Source organism: Paenibacillus sp. EB106-04-04-XG159 (assembly GCF_058791835.1).
This window is the reverse complement of sequence record NZ_JBYTDY010000003.1, coordinates 302769-323983: the sequence shown is the minus strand read 5'-3', so window position 1 is coordinate 323983 and position 21215 is coordinate 302769. Positions and strand designations below refer to the sequence as shown.

Annotated in this window: 20 protein-coding genes; 5 read left to right on the top strand and 15 right to left on the bottom strand. The window is 45.1% G+C overall.

Going from position 1 to position 21215, the window contains the following annotated elements:
* Positions 1-10: 10 nt before the first annotated feature.
* The 5 genes from AC3WTP_RS05720 to AC3WTP_RS05700 form a co-directional block, all read right to left on the bottom strand.
* On the bottom strand, positions 11-1048 hold the full coding sequence (locus AC3WTP_RS05720; RefSeq protein ID WP_492393619.1) for a glycoside hydrolase family 18 protein: 1038 nt from the start codon (positions 1046-1048) through the stop codon (positions 11-13).
* A 187-nt stretch (positions 1049-1235) separates the two neighbouring features.
* Positions 1236-2138, bottom strand: coding sequence for an ABC transporter permease subunit (locus tag AC3WTP_RS05715; protein WP_492393618.1), 903 nt, complete (start codon positions 2136-2138; stop codon positions 1236-1238).
* A 14-nt stretch (positions 2139-2152) separates the two neighbouring features.
* Positions 2153-3064, bottom strand: a complete 912-nt coding sequence (locus AC3WTP_RS05710) for an ABC transporter permease subunit (RefSeq protein ID WP_492393617.1) — start codon at positions 3062-3064, stop codon at positions 2153-2155.
* 197 nt (positions 3065-3261) lie between these two features.
* Positions 3262-4368, bottom strand: a complete 1107-nt coding sequence (locus AC3WTP_RS05705) for an ArsR/SmtB family transcription factor (RefSeq protein ID WP_492393616.1) — start codon at positions 4366-4368, stop codon at positions 3262-3264.
* Positions 4369-4380: 12 nt separating this feature from the next.
* Positions 4381-5637: an MFS transporter gene (locus tag AC3WTP_RS05700; RefSeq protein ID WP_492393615.1), complete on the bottom strand. Its 1257-nt coding sequence runs from the start codon at positions 5635-5637 to the stop codon at positions 4381-4383.
* Positions 5638-5998: 361 nt separating this feature from the next.
* Between AC3WTP_RS05700 and AC3WTP_RS05695 the strand changes: the two genes are divergently transcribed.
* Positions 5999-6688, top strand: a complete 690-nt coding sequence (locus AC3WTP_RS05695; protein ID WP_492393614.1) for an N-acetylmannosamine-6-phosphate 2-epimerase — start codon at positions 5999-6001, stop codon at positions 6686-6688.
* A 43-nt stretch (positions 6689-6731) separates the two neighbouring features.
* Positions 6732-7619 (top strand): ROK family protein, encoded by an 888-nt coding sequence (locus AC3WTP_RS05690; protein ID WP_492393613.1) that lies wholly within the window; start codon positions 6732-6734, stop codon positions 7617-7619.
* A 91-nt stretch (positions 7620-7710) separates the two neighbouring features.
* On the opposite strand, the gene AC3WTP_RS05685 is transcribed toward AC3WTP_RS05690, so the two are convergent.
* From AC3WTP_RS05685 to AC3WTP_RS05675, 3 genes are all read right to left on the bottom strand, one after another.
* Complete coding sequence (locus AC3WTP_RS05685; protein ID WP_492393612.1) at positions 7711-8451, bottom strand: GNAT family N-acetyltransferase; 741 nt, start codon at positions 8449-8451, stop codon at positions 7711-7713.
* Positions 8448-9047 (bottom strand): DUF2087 domain-containing protein, encoded by a 600-nt coding sequence (locus tag AC3WTP_RS05680; RefSeq protein ID WP_492393611.1) that lies wholly within the window; start codon positions 9045-9047, stop codon positions 8448-8450. The genes AC3WTP_RS05685 and AC3WTP_RS05680 overlap by 4 nt, the downstream gene beginning before the upstream one ends.
* Before the next feature lie 184 nt (positions 9048-9231).
* Positions 9232-10221, bottom strand: a complete 990-nt coding sequence (locus AC3WTP_RS05675) for a phosphotransferase enzyme family protein (protein ID WP_492393610.1) — start codon at positions 10219-10221, stop codon at positions 9232-9234.
* 1450 nt (positions 10222-11671) lie between these two features.
* On the opposite strand from AC3WTP_RS05675, the gene AC3WTP_RS05670 reads away from it, so the two are divergent.
* Positions 11672-11875 carry a zinc ribbon domain-containing protein gene (locus tag AC3WTP_RS05670; RefSeq protein ID WP_458567131.1) on the top strand — a complete coding sequence of 68 codons (204 nt, stop codon included), beginning with the start codon at positions 11672-11674 and terminating at the stop codon, positions 11873-11875.
* Between the two features lie 184 nt (positions 11876-12059).
* Here AC3WTP_RS05670 and AC3WTP_RS05665 read toward each other — a convergent pair whose 3' ends face one another.
* From AC3WTP_RS05665 to AC3WTP_RS05640, 6 genes are all read right to left on the bottom strand, one after another.
* Positions 12060-12422 (bottom strand): YccF domain-containing protein, encoded by a 363-nt coding sequence (locus AC3WTP_RS05665; protein ID WP_492393609.1) that lies wholly within the window; start codon positions 12420-12422, stop codon positions 12060-12062.
* Between the two features lie 74 nt (positions 12423-12496).
* Positions 12497-12964 (bottom strand): GNAT family N-acetyltransferase, encoded by a 468-nt coding sequence (locus AC3WTP_RS05660; protein ID WP_492393608.1) that lies wholly within the window; start codon positions 12962-12964, stop codon positions 12497-12499.
* 29 nt (positions 12965-12993) lie between these two features.
* Entirely contained in the window at positions 12994-14232 is a 1239-nt protein-coding gene (locus AC3WTP_RS05655; RefSeq protein WP_492393607.1) for a GGDEF domain-containing protein, read from the bottom strand.
* Positions 14233-14485: 253 nt separating this feature from the next.
* On the bottom strand, positions 14486-14845 hold the full coding sequence (locus tag AC3WTP_RS05650; RefSeq protein WP_492393606.1) for a VOC family protein: 360 nt from the start codon (positions 14843-14845) through the stop codon (positions 14486-14488).
* Positions 14846-14909: 64 nt separating this feature from the next.
* The gene (locus tag AC3WTP_RS05645) at positions 14910-15713 is read right to left on the bottom strand and encodes an AraC family transcriptional regulator (RefSeq protein WP_492393605.1); all 804 of its coding nucleotides are present in this window, start codon (positions 15711-15713) and stop codon (positions 14910-14912) included.
* Positions 15714-15860: 147 nt separating this feature from the next.
* Positions 15861-16397, bottom strand: a complete 537-nt coding sequence (locus AC3WTP_RS05640; RefSeq protein ID WP_492393604.1) for a DUF1836 domain-containing protein — start codon at positions 16395-16397, stop codon at positions 15861-15863.
* A gap of 176 nt (positions 16398-16573) precedes the next feature.
* On the opposite strand from AC3WTP_RS05640, the gene AC3WTP_RS05635 reads away from it, so the two are divergent.
* Positions 16574-17293 (top strand): SGNH/GDSL hydrolase family protein, encoded by a 720-nt coding sequence (locus AC3WTP_RS05635; RefSeq protein ID WP_492393603.1) that lies wholly within the window; start codon positions 16574-16576, stop codon positions 17291-17293.
* Between the two features lie 89 nt (positions 17294-17382).
* On the opposite strand, the gene AC3WTP_RS05630 is transcribed toward AC3WTP_RS05635, so the two are convergent.
* Positions 17383-18429 (bottom strand): RluA family pseudouridine synthase, encoded by a 1047-nt coding sequence (locus AC3WTP_RS05630; RefSeq protein WP_492393602.1) that lies wholly within the window; start codon positions 18427-18429, stop codon positions 17383-17385.
* A gap of 337 nt (positions 18430-18766) precedes the next feature.
* On the opposite strand from AC3WTP_RS05630, the gene helD reads away from it, so the two are divergent.
* A complete protein-coding gene (gene helD / locus AC3WTP_RS05625; RefSeq protein WP_492393601.1) occupies positions 18767-21115 on the top strand; it encodes an RNA polymerase recycling motor HelD in 2349 nt (782 codons plus the stop codon).
* Positions 21116-21215: the final 100 nt, after the last annotated feature.

The following is a 21215-nucleotide window of genomic DNA, read 5'->3' as shown; positions in this document are numbered from 1 at the left end:
CGATAAGAACCTATTTCTTATAGGCTTGGTACATCGCTTCAAGCAATGTATGTGTGCCGTCACAGGTGTATTCCCAGAACATGATGCCGCCGAGGCCGTGCTCCTTGATGTAGTTGCACTTGTGAGTCAGCGACTCAGGGTCATCGTATGTGATGAATGTGCTGCCGTCATAGAGATAAGGAGCCTTTGCTTCGTCATCCCAGTGACGAACGAAACCATTCTTGTTAATGTATTCAGAAGCAAGCTTAGTATAATCTGGACCGTAACCACCTGATGAAGCTGTCATCTGCAAGTAGCCATTGTTCAGGTTCGGCACATCCTTCCACATTCTAGAGTAGAATGCAGCGCCAATTACGAGCTTCTCACTAGGTACACCTGCGTTGATGAATAGACGAACCGATGCGTCAACACTGATGCGGAACAGGTCGCCAGTAGATGAATACAGATTCGTATGATGACCAGTCAGCGTCTGGAAGCCGCCGCGCATATCATAAGTCATCAATTGAATAAAGTCCAGATACTGTACAATGACGTCCATCTCAGTGCCATCGATATAGTATTGGTCTGCGCCAGCAGCGATCGTCAGCAGATAGTGGCGTCCATCTTCTTTGCCTTGGCGATCCAATGTTTCACGAAGAAGCTTCAAAAGGGCTGTGAAATTCTGTTTGTCATCCGGGCTGGAAGCGATGCCAGCTACAGCATAACAAGGGTATTCCCAGTCCAGGTCGATTCCGTCAAATGGAGCAGCCTTCAGTACTTCTAGCGCGGATTCGGCAAAGCTCTGTCTTCCTTCCGGAGTTGAAGCTGCTTCAGAGAAGCCGCCAGCGCTCCAGCCGCCAACAGACAACAGGATTTGCAAGTTCGGGTTATGAGACTTAAGAACGGCCAGTTCTTTCAAGTTAGCTAGATGCTCGATCGAGATTCGATCGTTCTTAACGTGACCAAATGCAACGTTCAGGTGAGTCAGCTTAGCTGCATCCTCAGCTGTTACTTGTGGGAGAATAGAATCACCGGCATATCCAGCGAGAATAGGGCTGTTCGTATTCATATTCTTGTGACCTCTCATTTCATAATGTAGTAAAGAGTTAACGGTAACGCTAGCGTTAAAAAATGAAGCGATTACATATCGCTAGTGGCATTATATCATTTGTTCAACGCTTAGGGTATACAATTATGGAAAGTGTTTCTGGTTATTTACGGTAATCCGCCCTTGGTCAAGGGCGGAGGCTCTATTCTTATACATTGCTTTTCATTCTACTGTTAAAATGCTTGCGAAGCCCTTCTCCAAGCACGTTAAAGGTTAGAATCGTGTACATGATGGCACCGGCTGGGTAGAAGATGAATTCGAATTTGCTTAAGAAGATATCTCTTCTATATTCAGCCAACAGAGAAACCCAGTTGTTGCTTGTGTTCACGAACTGATAAGACATAACGTTGACTTCAACCCATTCATGCGCAAGGAAGATGCCGAGTACGCCAAGCTGTCCAATCAGCAGGGTGACTTTACCTAAATCGATGCAGAAGTTTACGATTAACTCTGGGCCAATAGCAGGCAGGTAATAGCCTCTAGCCATCCGTGAATTGCTTAATCCGAGTACAACTCCTGCTTCAACAAACGGCTGAAGCGATACATGATGCGTCTGTTGCTGTATTATATAGGCAACTCGTCCAACTTCAAGCAGAGCTAGAATGAGGATAACCCACAGTATTCGGTTAGGTGTCAACAACAAGAACGGTAAATTAATCAATAGGACAGCTGAGAAAATAGTAGGCAAATAAGAGAAGAATTGATTCATGCTTGACGTTATGAAATGAAATGGACCTTTATTTCGATAAGATAACAGTCCTAACGGAACTGCGATCAGGTATCGAACCAGTGCTACAGCAAATATGATAAATACGGTTTCTTTGGTCCCAATAATTAGCTTGCTAAGATTGTCTACCCCTTTCGCGTCTGAACCAATCGGATTCAGCTCAGAAGGAGGATAAGGCGGAAGCATTAAATGATCGTCTGCCGTCCAACGGTGCTTTTCCGGTGTCAGCTCGCGATCCACAAATGGCAAGTAAGGACCTGCAAACATCACAAACAACAGAAGCGCAAGCATCGCTCCACCGATCCATAATGTCACATTTTTCATCTCTGCCGCCCCCTTTATCTTGGACCCACGAAGCGCTTGGCTATTTGGCTAATGAATTGTACAAGCAGGATAAGGACCATAAAGCAAAATGAAATGCCGATAATCATGCCGGGATTGTAACTGGTTCCTGTGCCGAAGGAGCCGCTGTAATCAAGAGCACGGAACATGCGGAACGCAAGTCCCGGATAGTTGGTAAAGTACTCAACCATCAGCAGATTAGATAGAATATAAACAAATAAAGGTGAAAGATGAGTTAATATCGTAGAGAAGCAATTGGCTAACATATGCTTGTACAGGATCAGAAATTCGGATATTCCTTTTGCGCGAGCAACTAGTATATATAGTTGACCTTCCTGGCTGGCAAGCGATGCGCTTGTGATTCTAGCGATATACATGATGGGATAGATAGAGACCAAGATAGATGGCAGTATGAAATCATACCACTCACCCTGAGCGAAGAATGGGATGACACGCACTTTTTTGATCAGGAACCATTGGATCAGCAATATAAGCAGGAAGTCCGGTATCGACTGAAAGAACCAGCTGAACCAGTTGCCGAAAACATTGAACTTTGTCTTCGATAGCTTATAATCTACTATGCCTTTCCATACGCCTAGCAGATATCCAAATATAAGCGCGAATAATATGATAAGGATGCTCTTTTGCATAGCGGACCATATGATCGATTCCGTCGTTATGTCGGTATAAGCAAGCTTTCCAAGGCTTTTATTCGTCATGGCATCACTGAAGAAAGTGATGACGTTGTTGGCATAAGCTTCGATGTTAAACTTATAATCATCAGGAACATAGCCGTAGCCTTGAATCTTAACGGCCATATCTCGGGGAAACAAGACAATTAAGATGACGAGTATAAATGAAAGTATGCTAATGAAGAGTGATTTTAGCATTTGTTTTCTGAGTTCCATCGAATCCTCCCGAGCTACTGGAATGATATGAGTCATGTATACATTTAACAATAAATATAAAATAATGTATTTCATTAGATTATAATGGTAAATATAGCCATAAGCTAGTGTCAATTATATGTAAATTATTGCAAGACAAAGAAAAGTCATCCCAAAGGATGACTTTTCTTTGTCTGAATCAATAAACTTTTGCCCGATTAATTAGGGTCCAACAAGCTTATTTGCAGTTGTTCAATAAACTGTTTCACTCGATGTTTGTCCATCTGATAGTAGACACGGTTCGCTTGTTTCTCGATTGTAATAAAGCCGCTGTTGATCAACGAATTCATATGATGAGATATGGTGGCGGTGGTCAGATTAAGGCGCTCTGCCAGCTCCTGTCCATAGGCCGGGTCGTTGCGAATCGACTTGAGTATCGCAAATTTGCTCGTATCGCTTAATACTTTCAGCATCTTGCAGAGCTTCTCGTCGCTTACCACATGTTCAACGGACGCAGCGAGCTGCTCAAACAGCACGCCTAAGAATAGGTAATCCGTATCAGATGCGTCTTGACCTTCCGGATTCGTACTTGTAAGCATATTGCAGCCCATAATATACGGGATTACATATAGATGTTGAATGGGCCCCAGCTTGATATGAAAGGATTCCTGCAGCAGGCTTTCCGGGTTGCGCTGAGCGATCTCATTGTAAGTGGTATAGAATTCTGACAGCATCAGCTGCAGCGCAGGCAGCTGATGCTCGTATAGAATAATCGCTTGCTCTAGAATTGCTAGCAGCTCTTCGAGATAGCGTTCGTAATTCTGATAGACAAGCATGCAGAGCCATTTGTCTTGTGCTTCAAGCTCTAAGGATTCGATTACATGGAACAGGTCCGCTTCACTGTTGATCTCAGGAAGTGAGGTGCTGCCGACGACTCCTGTTATAGTCTCAACCAGGGAATTTGCGTATTGCGACAACACATCTTGTTTGGTTAGCGATCGGATCTGTTTGATCTGTTCTTCAGAATCGAGCACATTCAAGTGGTGCCTATTCATGAGGAGCAGATGAGCTATTGTCCATTTCGACTGGCCTTTCTCTGTGAAGAAATAGTCAATTCGTTCTTGGGGAGCATTCAGATTGTGATAAACATGCTCTCCAAGTGCAATAATGTGTGCAAATGGCTCGTGTAGATCCGTTTCGTCCAGTTTGTATTTGTGAACAAAGCTTTCTTTAAGCTTCCGATGTTCATCATGATTCGTATATCGAAAGAGCAGTTCAACACATTCAACTAATGCATTGGGTTGCTGCAGCACAGTAATCTTCATACGCTAGCTCCTTTACAACTGCCTTAATACTTTAATAGAAAGCATACCAATAAACAGGGCAATTGTAAAAATGCCTATGACAGCAAACAGCTGAGGCAAAGACAGGAATAGCATGGAGCCTGCCACTAGCAAGGAACCTAACGGAGCAGTCGAGTTGGCTATAGCATTAAAAATAGCGCCGACCCTAGAGATATAAGCCTCTTCGATATGCTGCATGAAGGACACTTGAATGACAGATAAGATAAAGGACGCAAATAAACCAAACAAGAACATCGATAATGCGAGCAGCACATAGGTGATCATTTCATGCTGATTAATGTAGGGGATGACTACCCATAACAAATAGCAAAGTCCGACCATTGCTCCGCCAAAGATGAATAGAGTGCGTCCAGAATAACGCTTCTTCAGGAATGGATATAGGAAAGCTCCTATACCAAATCCTGCAGTTGTTCCTATGCCTCCAACGGACATTCCGATAGAACTAAGTCCGAGCACACCCGTGGTGTAAGGAGCAGACATCGAGCTAATGGGAATGAGAGCAAGATTAATGAGACCGCCGAGCAGACATATGGCGAATACGACTCGCGCTTGTTTCAAGTAAGCAAATCCGTCAGCTAATGTATTCAGGTACGATTTCATATCTAGGCTAATAGGCTTTCGTTCTTCTGCAGGTGTACGAATAAATAGAATGATGATCGCAGATAGGAAGAAGGTGATGGCGTCGATCAGGATCGCAGTTCCAATTCCGAACAAGCCAATTATGGCTCCAGCAGCGGCTAAACCTACGATCTCAATGGTCTTGCTCAAGGTTGAGTTGAGGGATAATCCATGTGTGTAGCATTCTTTGTCCAGAATCTTGGGAACCACAGCGAGACCAGCAGGGATGCGAAAGGATTCTAGTGTGGAGTTGATGAAGGTTAGCAATAGCAGCATCCAAGGGCTAAGAATGCTCAGCATGAGCATCAGGGCAGTTAATCCGACTACGATGCCTCGGCCGATATCGCAGATTACCATCGTATACTTTTTGTTCAAGCCTTCAACAATAGCACCGGCGAAAGGCTGAAACAATATGGTCGGCAGAGCATTGATGCCAAACACGAGCGCAACCCAAGATGCGGAGCCCGTAATCTGAAACACCATTAAGGAGAAAGCAATCATATCGAGAGAGTCCCCAAAACGATTCACTACATTAGCGCCGATCATCTTTAAGTATTGGCGCTGTGATAATAGATCCTTGTATGATTTTCCTTTTGCTAAGCTTTGTTCCATGAACATCTAACCACCTTTCTAGATGTAAGTAAAACATTATATTAGATAAGTGTCAATCATTTTATTAGATGTATATCTATATTTGTGTGAATGTATTTTCCACTTTTACAGAATAAAATAAAGAATATTTCTATTTTGGATTGCATTTTGATAACGCTTGCATATAATTTAATTAAGCGATGGTTTAATAATTGATTGGAATTGCTAGTAGTCTGCAACATGGCAAGATTTAATGGAGGAAATATTTTTTATTCATTTTTATAAAGAAGGATTCAATGCCCATGTAGGCGTACTATCCACATGGCATTGCAGCAGGTGCAGTAAAGGAATAAAAATAATCACATAGCGGAGATGCGAATATATGACAATAGGAAATCAAGTGTTGAAAAAGATAGAGGGAAAATTGATAGTTTCCTGTCAAGCGTTGCCTGAGGAACCATTGCATAGCCCGTTCATCATGGGAAGAATGGCTTACGCAGCTAAGCTGGGCGGAGCGGCAGGTATACGAGCGAACAGCGTTGAAGATATTCAAGAGATTAAGAAGCAAGTTGATTTGCCGATTATCGGAATCATCAAGCAGGTGTATGGTGACTGCGATGTGTTTATTACGCCAACTGCTAAGGAAGTCGATGCGCTGTATCGCGAAGGCGTTGATATCATCGCCATGGATGCTACAGATCGAATTAGGCCGGACGGATCTACGATAACCGAGCTATTTCCTATATTGAGGCAGAAGTATAAGGATCAATTATTTATGGCGGACTGCTCCACTTACGAAGAAGCGGCTCATGCAGTCGAGCTTGGGTTTGATTGTGTAGGTACAACCTTAAGCGGATATACAGCTGCTACTAAAGGGAAAGTCCTACCTGATTATGAAATGGCAGAGAAAATAGTTCGCACCCTTTCCGTTCCTTTTATCGCAGAAGGAGGAATTTCTACTCCAGAACAATTGAAGAAGATGTTTGAGCTGGGTGCACATTCAGCCGTTGTAGGGTCGGCCATTACAAGACCGATGGAGATTACGAAGAGATTCATACAGGCTATTCAATAAGCTGCGACTTATCTCTCATGATGAGGAGAGGAGAAATGAGATTATGAAATGGGTAGCTGTTGATATCGGCGGAACGAACACGAAGATCTGCATCTGTGACGAACGAGGGAACATTGAGCAGTTCTCAGAGTATGAGACGGAGAGCCACAAGGGTGGGCTGCGTGTTATCGAGAAGCTGCTGGGGCAGATTGCGGCTTATCAAGACTACGATGCGATTGCGATCAGCACCGCGGGGCAGGTAAACGCAGAGGAAGGTTACATAGTTTACGCGAACGAGAATATACCCGGATATACGGGAATGAAGATTAAAGAAATCGTTGAGATGAGATTCAATAAGCCCGTTAAGGTAGAAAATGATGTGAACGCAGCTGCATTAGGGGAAGCGCACTTTGGCGCGGCTCAAGCATTCGACGATTTCTTATGTCTAACGTTTGGGACCGGGATCGGCGGTGCCATCGTTATTGATCGGAAAATATACAAAGGTGCCAATGGCGTTGCGGCTGAATTTGGTCATATCTTTACTCATCCAATGACGGATCGTACAACTACAGGCAGGAAGCCTTACTATGAAGCTTTTGCGTCAACAACTGCTTTGGTGCAGCAAGCCGCGCAAGTAGATCCCGAATGTGTAAATGGAAGAGTTCTATTCCGTAAAATTGACCAGGGTGACGAGCTGCTGCAGCATGTTCTGGATGGGTGGATGGATGAGGTAGCTATTGGCCTAGCTTCACTTGTTCATATCTTCAATCCGTCGGCTATCGTTGTTGGCGGCGGTGTAATGGAGCGGGAAGAGCTTGTGCGCATGATCGAAGCGAGAATGAAGTTGCTTGTTATGGAGAGCTTTAGGGATGTGAAACTGCGTAGAGCATCACTTGGCAACAAGGCGGGTGTGTTAGGAGCTGTGTCGTTATTCTTGCGAGACGAGCCATGATTATTGGAGAGGGGCTATCCTATTAGCAATGCTAAACGGATAGTCCCTTATGTTTGTTTGCTGCTGCAGGCCGACATGATGAAGCAGAGACTCATGGCTCTAACCGGTACCATTTGGAGATCGTATGGGTCTTATGGAATCCGAATTTGAGGTAGAGTCGGTAGGCTGCAGGATTAGCTGAAGAAACAGTTAGGCTTAGCTTATTATATCCAGCTGATTGTACAGAAGCCAATACATATTCTAATGCTGCAGTGCCTAATCCTTTGCCGCGGAATGGAGTAGTGATTCCAATTGAGCAGAGCACAGCTTCACGATCTTCATAGGAGATTTCGACTATTCCGACAGGCTTTCCGTTAAACATAAGGAGACCTGCGTGAATTCGAGAATCGCTCATCATCCTGGCTGTATCTTGATCGTCAGATGTTGCCGAATTCGGGACATGAAAGAAGCATTCATTATCCAACTCTATATACCGCTCCTTATTATGGTCCGTTAACTCCTCGATTGAAATGCCGCATGTGGAGCGAGGGATGACTTCCTCTTTAGATAGATCCTTGCACAATACATCCATATCGCTGTCATATCGGAACGAATAATCTATCGTGCTGATCAAGTCGGAGCTTGGCTCGATGTGTTCATCTTTAATCGTCAGATAGATGCTGTTCGCGCCAGCCAATCGTAAGTCGCGTACTGCTTGGTCTATGACGTAGTCTCGATCTTTACTTGCACACTTGGCTATTGCGATATAAGCTTTTCCCTTAGCTGCGATTTCTTTGAATATGATCGTGTAGTCCAGCTCTTCTTCCGTGATGTGCACGATGTCGTTACTCATGTCAACGTCTCCCATCGCGCCCACATTTTCCGTGGGTTCAACTCGTATACTTCTTTCTCACGGAACATGAACTGATGCATGATGAATTCTCTGCGTATGGTCGCGAAGTCCGCGTGATACTGCTTGATGAACTCATTAACTTGCTTCTCGGTATACGTTCTGCCCATTTCCAGTTGAGATACCATGTGCTCTAGTATGATCAGCTTCTTCTTCAACTGACTAGGCACATTCTTGAGCTTCCCATCTGTCGTATAGAAGTTCTTGATTACCGATTGTCTTAATCGTTCGTTCATATCATCCATAAGCTCATGATCTCCTTTGCTATGCTTGTAAATCAGATTTAGTGCCCCGTTCGCGCTATTCTTTATGAAATAATGGTTCAGTGAAAAGTAGATCGTGTTCTTATCTCTGCGTTCGTTGATCAAGCTCGCAGTGCGTAATTTTGCGGCATGATGCGTTATCGTTGCTGGGGTTACGCAGAGCTTCTCCGCTAACACTTGACCGTTTAATTCTCCGTCAGCCAGCAGAATGAGCATCTTGATTCGTGTCGGATCCGCCATTGCCTTGTGGTATGCGACAACCTTATCCATTTGCATGTGTGGTATTCACTCCTTGGAAGTGATTTAATAAATGTCTAATTAGATGTTTGTTAAAATAGATCATAAAGCTTTAGGTAATGATTGTCAATGGTCTGTGAGTGCAGCTGAACATAAAAAACTGCCCTGCTTATGATGGTGGATAGCATCATACAGGACAGTTTCTTTCGTTACTTCACGTTTATTAGCTAAAACTAAGTCGAGTCGTATCACGGTAATGCTCTAGCTTAGTCTTCAATCCTCCATACCATTCGGGTGCCGCGTCAACTTTGATGTTGCTATTCTCTAACGCCCGTAACAGTCTAGTGAATCCGTACAACGCTTCGAATCTCTGAAATAGAGGAAACTGCTGCAGGGTCTCTTCCAGCAACGGCAATACAGAACGATATCCCTCTAGAAAATAATCGATCTTCTCCCGAGCAGCTTGATCACCGGCTTCTGTCAGATCTGTTAGATCGCGAATCGCGGATACAATATCCATCCCGAACCAATGATACATCGAATCGTCGAAGTCGATTACTTCATATCGGCATGACTGCTCATTCCATAGTACATTATCGAGCTCAAAATCATAATGAATGAGCCCATAACATTCCTTTGACACCGACAATAAGTGCAGCGAATCACGCAAGTCTTCTAATTCACGCATCGCTTCCTGTTCAGAAGGGTGTTGAAGCAGAATATGTTGCATGGCTTCCAGGACGTCATCCACGCTTCTGCGTCTTATGCAGGATGGCTCATACGTTTGAGACATGGCATGCTGTGAAGCGAGCGATGCTCCCCATAGGGTTGCCTGTTCAACTGTGATAGTCGCAGCCTCCAACGGTCTGCCATGGGCTTGGCTGAATACGACACCGAAATAGGTTCCGACCTCTGTGCGGACTGTTTCAATCCATTTCCCATTGATGGAGCTAATTGGCTTGACGCACGGATAGCCACGTTTATCTAGATGCAGCATATAATCTAGTTCAGCTTGAATCTGCTCCAGCGAGTTGTCTTGCTCGGACGAGAACCTTAGAAAGTACCTTTGCTGCTGCTGTTCAAATACATACACAAAGTTCGTACTAGCGCGCCAGAAGCGCAGGGTACCATCGTCATGGTTCCAATGCTGGATCAGGTTTAGTGCGATTGTGTCGTTGGATAATCCCGTGACCATCGTTAATAAATTCATCATGGCTCATCTTCCTCCCTTCACCATTCGAGAGGACAGCATGCTGTTATGAAGCTTGACCTCTCTCTGGTATGCTAAATTGAAACCCATTCTTCTTCAAAATAGCGTCACTCCCTTCTCGAAGCTAAGGTATGGTTATGGCATTGGTATTGGCATTTCGCCAAGATATAACATATAACGAAATCTTGCTAGTGTAAGTAGAGAGAATGATTTATACGAATTTTTTCCGTAGTAGTTGAGATAAGTTAGTGCTGCATTGCTAATGTTTGTCCTAGAGAGCTTCTGACCATTATCCCAATGAGTCAGGAACATGAATGAACACGCTCGAATAAGCCTATGGCAAGGATAAACGAAGAAGCTCATGGTATGTGGAGATATGTCCTAGAGAGCGTCTGACCATTATCCCAATGATTCAGGAACATGAATGAACACGATCGAAGCAGCCTATGGTAAGGATAAATGAAAAGAAACTCATGGCATAGGGAGATATGTCCTAGAGAGCGTCTGACCATTATCCCAATGATTCAGGAACATGAATGAACACGCTCAAAGCAGCCTATGGTAAAGATAAACGAAGAAGCCCATGGTATGTGGAGATATGTCCTAAAGGGCGTCTGACTATTATCCCAATGATTCAGGAACATGAATGCTCACGCTCAAAGCAGCCTATGGTAAGGATAAACGAAGAAGCTCATGGTATGTGGAGATATGTACTAGAGGGTGTCTGACTATTATCCCGTAAGTTCAGTTGTGGAATATATTTTTCTGTTTATGATAACTGCTGCGCTGGACCTGAGCGAGTGGGAGAATAGCGAGTTGCTCTGTGGAGGGACATATAACCAGTGAGAGAATCTAGCGATACGAATGAGAGTAGAAGTAGATACAGCCTGAGTGAGTGGGAGAGTAGCGAGATGCTCTGTGGAGAGGTATATAGCCAGCGAGAGAAACTAGCGATACGAATGAGAGTAGAAGTAGACACAGCCTGAGGGAGTGGGAGAGCAGCCAGATGCTCTGTGGAGGGACATATAACCAGTGAGAGGAACCAACGATACGAATGAGAGCAGGAGTTGACACAGCCTGAGCGAGTGGGAGAATAGCGAGATGCTCTGTGGAGGGATATATAGCCAGTGAGAGAACCTGGGGATACGAATGAGAGCAGGAGTAGACACAGACTGAGCGAGTGGGAGAGTAGCGAGATGCTCTGTGGAGAGATATATAGCCAGTGAGAGAACCTGGGGATACGAATGAGAGCAGGAGTTGACACAGCCTGAGCGTAGGGGAGAGTAGTCAAAAGTTGCTCAAAAGGGACAATATTGCTGGCTAAACTTTAAGCTTCGGCTGACCCTGCGTCTCATAATTGTTGCAATAAGCTGTAACATTGATCCAATATTATGGAACGATATGACTATATAATCGTATACAAGATTATAAATCAACGTAGGAGTGATTGGTGATGAACAGACCAGGTTGTATTAAATGCGGCTGCCCGGATGCGGATCAGAAAGAAGTGGCGATGACAGGGACGGGATTGTCGAAGATGTTTGATATTCAACATAATCAGTTTGTAGTTGTGTCTTGCAGAAATTGCGGCTACTCCGAATTTTATAACAAAAAATCATCTACAGGCAGCAATATTCTCGATCTATTCTTTGGTTAATCTGACGATCAGGCAGAGCAGAGAACGGTGCTTTGCACTTGTTGCAAAATAGTTAATCATATAGAAATAGTAAAGGTCGTGGGCTTATCGCTTGCGGCCTTTATTGTTTATTGCGGACATATTAAAAACCACCCCATTACAGCGGATTGCTGAATAAGGTGGTGTAAGTGTAATGTACTCGATTCTATCTTACTTCCTTGCCGAAAGGCATTAGGGATAGTTTAGCAAGCTTCAATGATTGCAGTGCGAATGGGAAACCGATAATCGTGATCGTCAATACTAAGGCGCTGACCAAGTTAGCGAACGCGAGCACCAAGCCGCCGAATATAAGCCATAATATGTTGAGAAGAAGGCTGCCGGTGCTATCGTTGACCGTCACGATTTCTTTGCCGAAGGGGGCAAGCTGAAGCTTTGCCAACTTAAAGCATTGCATGCCGATAGGAAGCCCGATGATCGTAATGCTCCATAAGCAGCCGATAAATAGCCAGCCTAAAGAGTTAAATAGTCCACCACAGATAAACCAGATAATATTACCTAAACAACTCACAATATTCACTCCTAGTATCATATATGTGCTATCTTTTATCTCTCAAAAAAGGGTACTCTTCATAGGGAACACCGTCAAGTATTTAATGAGCAGCGCATGGTTCGCATCGTTTCTGTAAAGCTGTGTTTTTCGTATAGCTGAATCGCCGGGGTATTCTCCGACAGCACGTCTAACTCGATATAGTCTAGATTGCGTCGCTTAGCCCATTGCTTCGCGGCTTCAAGCAGGTGAGCGCCTAGACCTAGACTGCGATAATTATTCGTAATAACGAGATCGGTCAGATAAGCATAACGCTGGTACATGGCCGAATCATGACTCGGCGTGTCAAGCTCCTGCACAAGGGTGAAGCCGATGATGCGCTCCGAATCTTCTAATAATAGAAAGGATGCATTTTCCGCAATAATCATATTGGCAATAAACGCATCGTCCTGTGCCGCAGGGCTTAAATAGCTCGGTTGAAGCTCCGCCATATCTGCTATCAGCTCAAGATAGAGCTCCTTAATTGAAGGAATATCATAGGTATGCGCTAATCGAATATTCATGTCGGCTCCTTCGAGAACTTCATTTTTAACTATGTGGTGGCAGCTATCATTTCTTTACATCTGTTCTGCATGGTTATTTCTTCTTCATCATACATGACCACCTGATTCTTGCCGCGAGCTTTAGCCTCATAGAGGGCGGCATCCGCCATCTTAAGCAGATCATCAGGCTCCAGATCGCTTGCCGGAATGCCATGATACATGCCGGTACTTATCGTTACATATGCAGAAGGTGTCATAGTCTGATTCATGATCTTCAATTGATGGATTTCTGTGCGAATCAGTTCAGCGACCTGATATGCCTGCTCTGAATTGAGCTCAGTCAGCAGTATCGTAAATTCTTCGCCGCCATAGCGAAATGAACATGCAGATAAACCTTCCGTACATTTTAACATCACATCAGCTACTTGCTCGATACAGACATCGCCTGCTTTATGCCCGTAATAATCATTAAATGTTTTGAAATTATCGATATCAATCATGAGCACAGTGATCGGCGAACAGTCGGATCTGCATTTCTCCCACTCTTTTAGTAATGCAGCATCTAGAAATCTACGATTATACAAGTCGGACAGCGGGTCTGTTACGGCTAATTTTTGAAGCTCCTGATTCAACCTATCCAGCTTATTGTTCTGTTTAATAATGATCTGCCTATTATTGAATTCTACAGTCATATTGTAATAACGAGATATAGAGACCGATATCGCGATAAGGACACCAAGAGTTGTATTGATATAGTTGCCAGAGTTGTCCGTTTCAACTTGCTGAAACGTTTCAAAGAAGGTCCATAGAATAGCTTGATTTATCGAAAATAATAGTATGGCGGACCGTGGTCTCATATAGATGGTGGCAGCGATTGAAATCGTAATAATAAGGTAAACGTGAACACTTTCCGCATTCCTTAAATCAAGCAGTGTAATGCTTGTCCCCCATAAAGCTAGAAATGAAACATAGATAACCGTTAGGCTTCTGATGAATGGGCTGCTGGTTATGTTACGCTTGCTTATGGAATGAGCAGCGATCAAGAAGATGATGCTTATGGTCAATAACAGCACGTACAGTGTTAGATAGGCATTGCCAGGGAATCTGTTAATGCGGTCGGTTCTAACAAACACAAGGTATAGAATATTATAAAGCTCATACAACGCGATAAGCGGCAGCAGAAACTGACCGATCCATACATTCTTCTTGAATAATTCGTGGCTGAATTCTTCTTTCAACTGTTTCGGAATCGATAAGAAAGACGTAGCCAATAGCGCTTTCAGGTTCATGTGCTGCAGCTCCCTAGCATATGTATGCTGTTCAATATGATCAACAATTTAATAACGTTAATTATACGTGTATGAATCAAAAAGTGCTGTGACGAATGGGTAGGCTTTGTGATGTTCTTAATGGTGCATTACGCCTAATTCTATATAGTCCCGGTTCTTATGTAAAGGAAAAATTACCTATTATTTATCAAACCAATTTTACAGATAAAAAAAGCCGATATCCTCGGCGGAGGCATATCGGCTGATTGCGCAATTATTTGAATTCTAGTATCTCTATGACGTTTCCGAAAGGATCTCGAATAGCGGAATATACTCCAGGAGGACACTCGAGAGGGGTGTCGTAAATAATCTCAATGCCCAGCTCCTTATATTCAGCGAGCGTGTTGTGTAGATTAAGCGTTTGGATTCCCATGACAACCTGTGCTTCGATCGGATATTGTGTGGTAGATGCACGCTCCACCTTATTTAATATAATCGGAATTCCTTCATGCTTCAGGCTGATGATGCACTCGTCATATACTCTTGAGACTTCGAAGCCCAGCTTCTCACAGTAGAATTGCAGAGCAGCCTCCATGTCAGGCACATTAATGGATATTACGCATAGATTCGGCATTAGGTATAACCTCCTATTTTACTTATGTATTCATTATAAACGGCAATGTTGGAAATAAATTCTTCTACTTTGCTCGTTTACGGCTTAACTTCTCAGATAAGAGCAGTGGTAAATTTACTACGATCGGAGGATCGGTAGAAAGAGGCTCTCTTAACGTAATTTTGATCTGGAGATCAGTGTCATTGTCCACTTGAAGAGCAGATTCGTATATGCCGCGCAGCGACTTGTCGAGCGTGAAGTAGTCCTTCGGGTTCAAGCTCCACGGAATACCGGCAGCAAGAACATAATAAGTTCCTGGCGGGATATTCCTGAGCTGACACGTTCGCTCTCTCAAGTTGATCGCAGTGCCGACGATAGGCTTCTGATCCGGAATCGGACGTGGAAACAGCCCGACAAATATGATGCCGCTAAATGACGGCGGCGCCTCGATCCGACAATGAATGATGGGGAGATGAGAATGGATAGGCTCATCAAAGGCAAGCTTCAGATGCTCATATTGGTTCATATGCTGGACTAATGAGAAAGAGGTCGTTTGAAACTTCTTAGGCGAGAGTCCAACATATTGCTTGAAGCGAGTATGGAATGAACCTGCGCTCCGGAAGCCGATGGACAGCAGAAGCTTCATTAATAGCGAGGGCTCTCTTAACAGTACGGACTTCCCGGACTCCATGCGGAGAGCGGCCAGATATTGGCGCGGGGATATGCCCGTGACTTGCTTGAATATTCTTGAAAAATGATAGGGGCTGTATCCAACATGTGCTGCGAGCTGTTCAGAAGTAACTTCTTCGTCGAGATGTTTCTTCATATAATCGATAGCTTGCTCAGCGGCCTTTACATGACTTTCGTTCAAGAACGATTTCTTGTCCATCAAGCATAACTCCCTATGTAGTGATGCGTCACGCGCATGGAGAAATATGAGAACATATCTGTTTTATCTATTATAAAACTTGTGGTAAAAATAGACAATCCGACAGCCGAGACGCACGTAGGTGACGTTTCAACTGCCGGATTGCGTTTAGGTTAGTTGATCAATCATCTTCTCAGCCAACCGCTTGTACGTATTCGCTTGATGAATGAGCAACAGAATCGTGAGCAGCGTATGCTCGTTCTGATTAAGCTCCGTTACATTCGTATCGAGCAGCGTTTCGATCTGCGTCTCGATGGCCTGTGACTGTGCCTTCTTCCACTCAAGAAATTCCTCGTAAACGTTCCAGATGTCTACATCCTGCTGATGCAGCTTCTCTTGAAACAGGTTCTTAATATCGCCAATCGACAGCGATTGCTTCAGATGATAAATAAGCGCCATCTGAACAATATGCTCAGGTGTGTACTTCTTATTCTTGGCGGGTAAGAGAATCTTATCCTTCGTATAGTTGTTGATCATCGTCTTGGTCAGAAGCTTGTCTTCCAGATTGCGCTTACCCGAACCCAATGCATTCTCAAATAACGTGATCACCTGGTCCATATATAAATCAATCTTTGGAATATCAGACGTCTCGATGTCGGTCTGCTCCATAATTAGCTTCAAAAATGGGTTTACTGGCTGATCCAATGTTAGCCCTCCCTTTCACACCTATCTTACAATGAATATAGATACCGATACAACAGCAAAATAACATTAAACTTCAATATTTACATGTCGAAAACTCGTGATATAATATAGTTAACTTAACAAGTAGTAATAAAAACTACATACGAGCTTTGTCGTATTCTATAGGAGGTTGAGTGATGGATAAGAAGGATTGCTATAACATCGTATTGTTCGGAGATTCTATCGCCAAGGGCGTCATATATGATCAAGATAAAGGGAAATATTCGGTTCTCAAAAATAGCTTTGCGCAGCTCGTACAGCAGCGGGTCAAGGGCATTATTCATAATGCGGGCAGATTCGGCTCGGTCATCACGAAGGGACAAGCGACACTGGAACGCGATGTGCTGAACAAGCGGCCGGACATCGTCGTTCTGGAATTCGGCGGCAACGATTGCGACTTCAACTGGGACGCGATCGCACAGAATCCTGAAGGCGAATACACGCCTAATACGACATTGAATCAATTCATATCAACCCTGCAAGAGATGGTTCAGAAGGTTAGGGAAGAAGGGATTGTTCCAGTACTCATGACACTCCCGCCGCTGGATGCGGATAAATATTTCAAGTGGATAAGTAAAAATGACGAGGCCTCCGAGCGAAATATACTTTCATGGCTGGGTACTGTCAACCGTATCTATTGGTGGCATGAGCGTTACAATTCCGCGATAATGCAGGTTGCGCAAGAGATGAAGGTGAAGTGGATCGATGTGAGAGGTGCCTTCCTCAGCACGAACGATTACCGTCAATTCATCTGTGAGGACGGTATTCATCCTAACGAGCAAGGACATCAACTTATTGCAGACAAACTGCTCCATGATATGGAGAAGAACTATACCTCCTTGCTTCGAACGGTTTGATGAATACGACATCATACGTTGCAAATAATAAAGCGCTGGACGGGCGGTATCTGCCTATCCAGCGCTTTATATGTGTACGTTCATTGAGTTTAGTTAGAGGTACCATGAATCAGATTCGTGAACTTCTTAGGAATCTCTGTTTCAAAGTGCATCAGCTTGCCAGTTGTAGGATGCGTGAAGCTGAGAACTCGGGCGTGAAGCCCCATTCGGCCGATAGGCTTCGACTTAGAGCCGTATTTCTTATCGCCGACGATAGGATGTCCGATATCCGACATGTGAACCCGAATCTGATTCTTGCGTCCAGTCTCCAGCTCAACCTCCAACAAGGAATAGAAGCGGCTGGACTCCAGCAGCTTATAGTGGGTAACAGCATGCTGGCCGTCATTCGGAAACGGGCTGGAATACATCTTCAGCGTCTTCGTTTCTTTCAGCCAGGAGGAAATCGTTCCTTCCTCCTTCTTCACTGCACCTTCTACGAGGGCGACGTATAGACGTTTCTGGACGAACTCTTTCCAAGAGTTCTGCAGCTGCTGCTGCACATGTTCGCTCTTGGCAAACATCATTACTCCAGACGTATCGCGATCAAGACGGTGCAAGACAAAGATCCGATTCTTCGGATCAGCGAGCCGCACATGGGTCATCAACTGACGGTAGGCCGTCAATTCCTCATCCTGCGCGCCCGAGATAGAGAGCAACCCGGCGTCCTTATGGATGACGATAAGATCATCATCTTCATGCAGGATGCGAAGCCCGGACATCACGGGGATGTCCGCCGCTCTCTCTTTGCGGATCGTGACAGTCTGACCAGACTGCAGCGGATAATTGTAGGCAGTTTCAACGCGATCGTTGACTAATACTTGTCCGTGTGAGAGCAGGGACTTGATTGAATTGCGACCGCGATTCGTAATCGTATTCAGCAGAAAGCTCAGAAGCTCAGAAGGCTCATTAACCGTATATACTTTGGGTTGTACCGCCTTAGGCGTTCTATCGGGCACAGTATCCTTTGTCTTTAGTTTCTTCGTAATATCCGAACGGCGCGAAGCTGTCGAAGCGTTGGGCTTGCTGCTTGCAGCTCCAGTGCTTCCATTGCGAAAATGGTGGCGGGATGTTCGTTTGGAGTAGGGCTTATCGTTCATAGGTTCTTGTTCGATCCTCTCTATTCATAAGTAGTTCTATCCTAACATTATTGCCCAAGCTTCGCCATGGCAGATTCCCTTCAGCTTACTATCAGTAATGAAGTTAGATGAGAACTTATACACTCTAATATCGCAACAAAAACGGAGGCGTTCGAAACGCCTCCGTGTTATATGTCGTATTCGCATTGTCGTTCAGGTTAACTTGTGATAAAATAGGAATGTTCATCCGCTGCCAAAGGTTGCAAGATAGTCTTTTCCTAATTATATCTTACCACAGTTCGATGAACATGTCAAACGTTTTGTAGTACGCAATTTTTATAGGATAAGGGGCGGTGTCATGAGTACAGAGCATCAGCAGTGGCAGGAAGAGCAGAAGCGTGTTGACTGCGTTATTGAGGAGATTGACGGACGAATTGATCACCTGCAGCAACAAGTTGGCAGTTTAAAAGACGAGGTTGTCGACATTCGCAAGGAGTTCTGGGATGATGTGACGATTAACTTAGAGGATGAGAATGAAGCGATAGAAACGGCAGCTAGTATCAAACAGCAAGCGGAGCTGCTCTCTGAACGTGAACGCGGTCATAGACATGTCTACAAACAGATGAAGACGTTAACGCGATTAAAGCAGTCTCCGTACTTTGGCCGAATTGACTTTGTAGAAGAAGGCGAGCGCTCGACGGAGCAAGTCTATTTAGGCATTGCTTCCCTGCTTGACGCAGATGGCATGAGCTTCCTGATCTATGATTGGCGCGCGCCTGTTTCAAGCCTTTACTATGACTACCCTCCGGGTCAGGCACAGTATGAAACCCCTAACGGTACGATTCACGGGGAAATGGAGTTAAAGCGCCAGTTCATTATTCGTGATGGACAGATTCGAAGCCTATTCGATACGGGAGTTACGATCGGTGATGAGCTGTTGAAGGAGGTGCTTGGCAAGCAAGCCGACGCGCAGATGAAGAGCATTGTTGCGACGATCCAGCGAGAGCAGAACCGCATCATTCGTAATGAGCACAGCAAGCTGCTCGTTGTGCAGGGAGCGGCGGGAAGCGGCAAGACTTCAGCCGCGCTGCAGCGTGTTGCCTATCTGCTGTATCGTTTTCGAGGTGTGCTGAGCGCTGAGCATGTCGTTTTATTTTCACCGAATCCGATGTTTAACCATTACGTATCGACCGTGCTGCCAGAGCTTGGAGAAGAAAATATGCAGCAGGTGACGTACCAAGAATATCTGGAGCATAGATTGAGCGATGATTTCACTCTCGAGGATCCATTCAGCTTATTGGAATATGAGCATACAGCGTTCACTGAGACTGGATATGAGGTGCGGATGGCTGCTATCACGGCTAAGTCGTCGTTAGATTTCATGACTGTCATTCGTCAATATGCGAACTCTCTAGGGGAGAACGGCATGCTGTTCAAGCCGATCATGTTTCGAGGATCAGCCATCATCACAGCGGACCAGATGCGGAAGCAGTTCTATCAATTTGATACCTCCTTCACGCTCCCGAATCGTATTGAGATGCTGAAGGAGTGGCTGCTTAAGGAGCTCAAAGCCTTGTCTCGATTGGAAATGAGAAAGGCTTGGGTAGATGAGGAGCTAGAGCTTCTCGATCATGAAGAGTACGATTGGGCTCATAAAGAGCTGCAGCGTAAAGGGAAATACTCGGAGGAATCATTTGACGACTATGCTTCCGAGCGGAATCTGTTGGCCCGGAGAATTGTACAAGAAGAGTTCAAGCCTCTGCGGCAAATGATTAAGAAGCTGCAATTCGTCGATATTCCCGCGATCTACCGGCAATTGTTTGCGAATCCTCCGCAAGCGCTGGGCGTTGAGCTGCCTGCGTCATGGGTGAGCATTGCTGAGCAGACCGTGCAGCGGCTGGATCGTCGTGAGCTGGCATACGAGGACGCGACACCATATCTGGACTTAAAAGGACAGATCGAAGGGCTCCAGATCAATGGCGATATTCGTCATTTATTTATAGATGAAGGTCAGGATTATTCGCCTTACCAGTTTGCCTATCTGAAGAAGGTGTTCCCGCGCGCGAAAATGACGGTGTTAGGCGATATGAATCAGGCGATCTTCACGCACACGGATGCGGGGAACGGATTGAGCGCGCTGCCTGCACTGTTTGAAGCGGCTGAATCGGAAACGTATGTGCTGACGCGAAGCTATCGTTCGACGCGGCCAATCATTGAATTTACGCGCAGCTTCATGCCTGGCGGCGAGGAGATCGAGCCGTTCCAGCGCGAAGGGAGCAAGCCGACCTTGACGAGGGCTGCTGATGAAGCCGAACGGATCGTACAGATTGCTGATCGCATTCGCGAGTTGCAGCAGGAGGGGCATCGCTCGATTGCGGTCATCACGAAGACGGCGGCGGAGAGCCGGTCGGCGCATGAAGCGTTGCGGCAGCAGATAGCCGTGCGTTTGATTGATAAGGAGACTGTGTCCTATGAACAGGGCATCTTGGTCATTCCGTCCTACCTCGCTAAAGGTGTGGAATTCGATGCAGTCATCATATACGATGCTTCCGCAGATCGATATGGAAGAGAGAGCGAGCGCAAGCTCTTCTACACGGCTTGCACGCGGGCGATGCATGAGCTCCATCTATACGCGGTGGGAGAGCCGACGCCGTTTCTGGATGGAGTGCCTAAGGAGAGATATGTTTTCTTCGACTCTAAAAGGTAATCGGGTGTGCGCGTCATGAAGCTTGAGCTTGCGCTGCCAGCCATTCGATTAGCTGTCATTCCGCGCATCAGTTGCGCATCGTGATATAATCAGTAGAAGG

Excerpts from the sequence above, each read along its gene's own strand:
- AC3WTP_RS05670 (WP_458567131.1), top strand. The coding sequence starts at position 11,672 with ATGAACAGACCAGGTTGTATTAAATGCGGCTGCCCGGATGCGGATCAG.
- AC3WTP_RS05675 (WP_492393610.1), bottom strand. The coding sequence starts at position 10,221 with ATGATGAATTTATTAACGATGGTCACGGGATTATCCAACGACACAATC.
- AC3WTP_RS05655 (WP_492393607.1), bottom strand. The coding sequence starts at position 14,232 with ATGAACCTGAAAGCGCTATTGGCTACGTCTTTCTTATCGATTCCGAAA.
- AC3WTP_RS05690 (WP_492393613.1), top strand. The coding sequence starts at position 6,732 with ATGAAATGGGTAGCTGTTGATATCGGCGGAACGAACACGAAGATCTGC.
- AC3WTP_RS05705 (WP_492393616.1), bottom strand. The coding sequence starts at position 4,368 with ATGAAGATTACTGTGCTGCAGCAACCCAATGCATTAGTTGAATGTGTT.
- AC3WTP_RS05720 (WP_492393619.1), bottom strand. The coding sequence starts at position 1,048 with ATGAATACGAACAGCCCTATTCTCGCTGGATATGCCGGTGATTCTATT.
- AC3WTP_RS05660 (WP_492393608.1), bottom strand. The coding sequence starts at position 12,964 with ATGAATATTCGATTAGCGCATACCTATGATATTCCTTCAATTAAGGAG.
- AC3WTP_RS05635 (WP_492393603.1), top strand. The coding sequence starts at position 16,574 with ATGGATAAGAAGGATTGCTATAACATCGTATTGTTCGGAGATTCTATC.
- AC3WTP_RS05715 (WP_492393618.1), bottom strand. The coding sequence starts at position 2,138 with ATGAAAAATGTGACATTATGGATCGGTGGAGCGATGCTTGCGCTTCTG.
- AC3WTP_RS05700 (WP_492393615.1), bottom strand. The coding sequence starts at position 5,637 with ATGGAACAAAGCTTAGCAAAAGGAAAATCATACAAGGATCTATTATCA.
- AC3WTP_RS05695 (WP_492393614.1), top strand. The coding sequence starts at position 5,999 with ATGACAATAGGAAATCAAGTGTTGAAAAAGATAGAGGGAAAATTGATA.
- helD (WP_492393601.1), top strand. The coding sequence starts at position 18,767 with ATGAGTACAGAGCATCAGCAGTGGCAGGAAGAGCAGAAGCGTGTTGAC.
- AC3WTP_RS05645 (WP_492393605.1), bottom strand. The coding sequence starts at position 15,713 with ATGGACAAGAAATCGTTCTTGAACGAAAGTCATGTAAAGGCCGCTGAG.
- AC3WTP_RS05685 (WP_492393612.1), bottom strand. The coding sequence starts at position 8,451 with ATGAGTAACGACATCGTGCACATCACGGAAGAAGAGCTGGACTACACG.
- AC3WTP_RS05630 (WP_492393602.1), bottom strand. The coding sequence starts at position 18,429 with ATGAACGATAAGCCCTACTCCAAACGAACATCCCGCCACCATTTTCGC.
- AC3WTP_RS05680 (WP_492393611.1), bottom strand. The coding sequence starts at position 9,047 with ATGCAAATGGATAAGGTTGTCGCATACCACAAGGCAATGGCGGATCCG.
- AC3WTP_RS05710 (WP_492393617.1), bottom strand. The coding sequence starts at position 3,064 with ATGGAACTCAGAAAACAAATGCTAAAATCACTCTTCATTAGCATACTT.
- AC3WTP_RS05650 (WP_492393606.1), bottom strand. The coding sequence starts at position 14,845 with ATGCCGAATCTATGCGTAATATCCATTAATGTGCCTGACATGGAGGCT.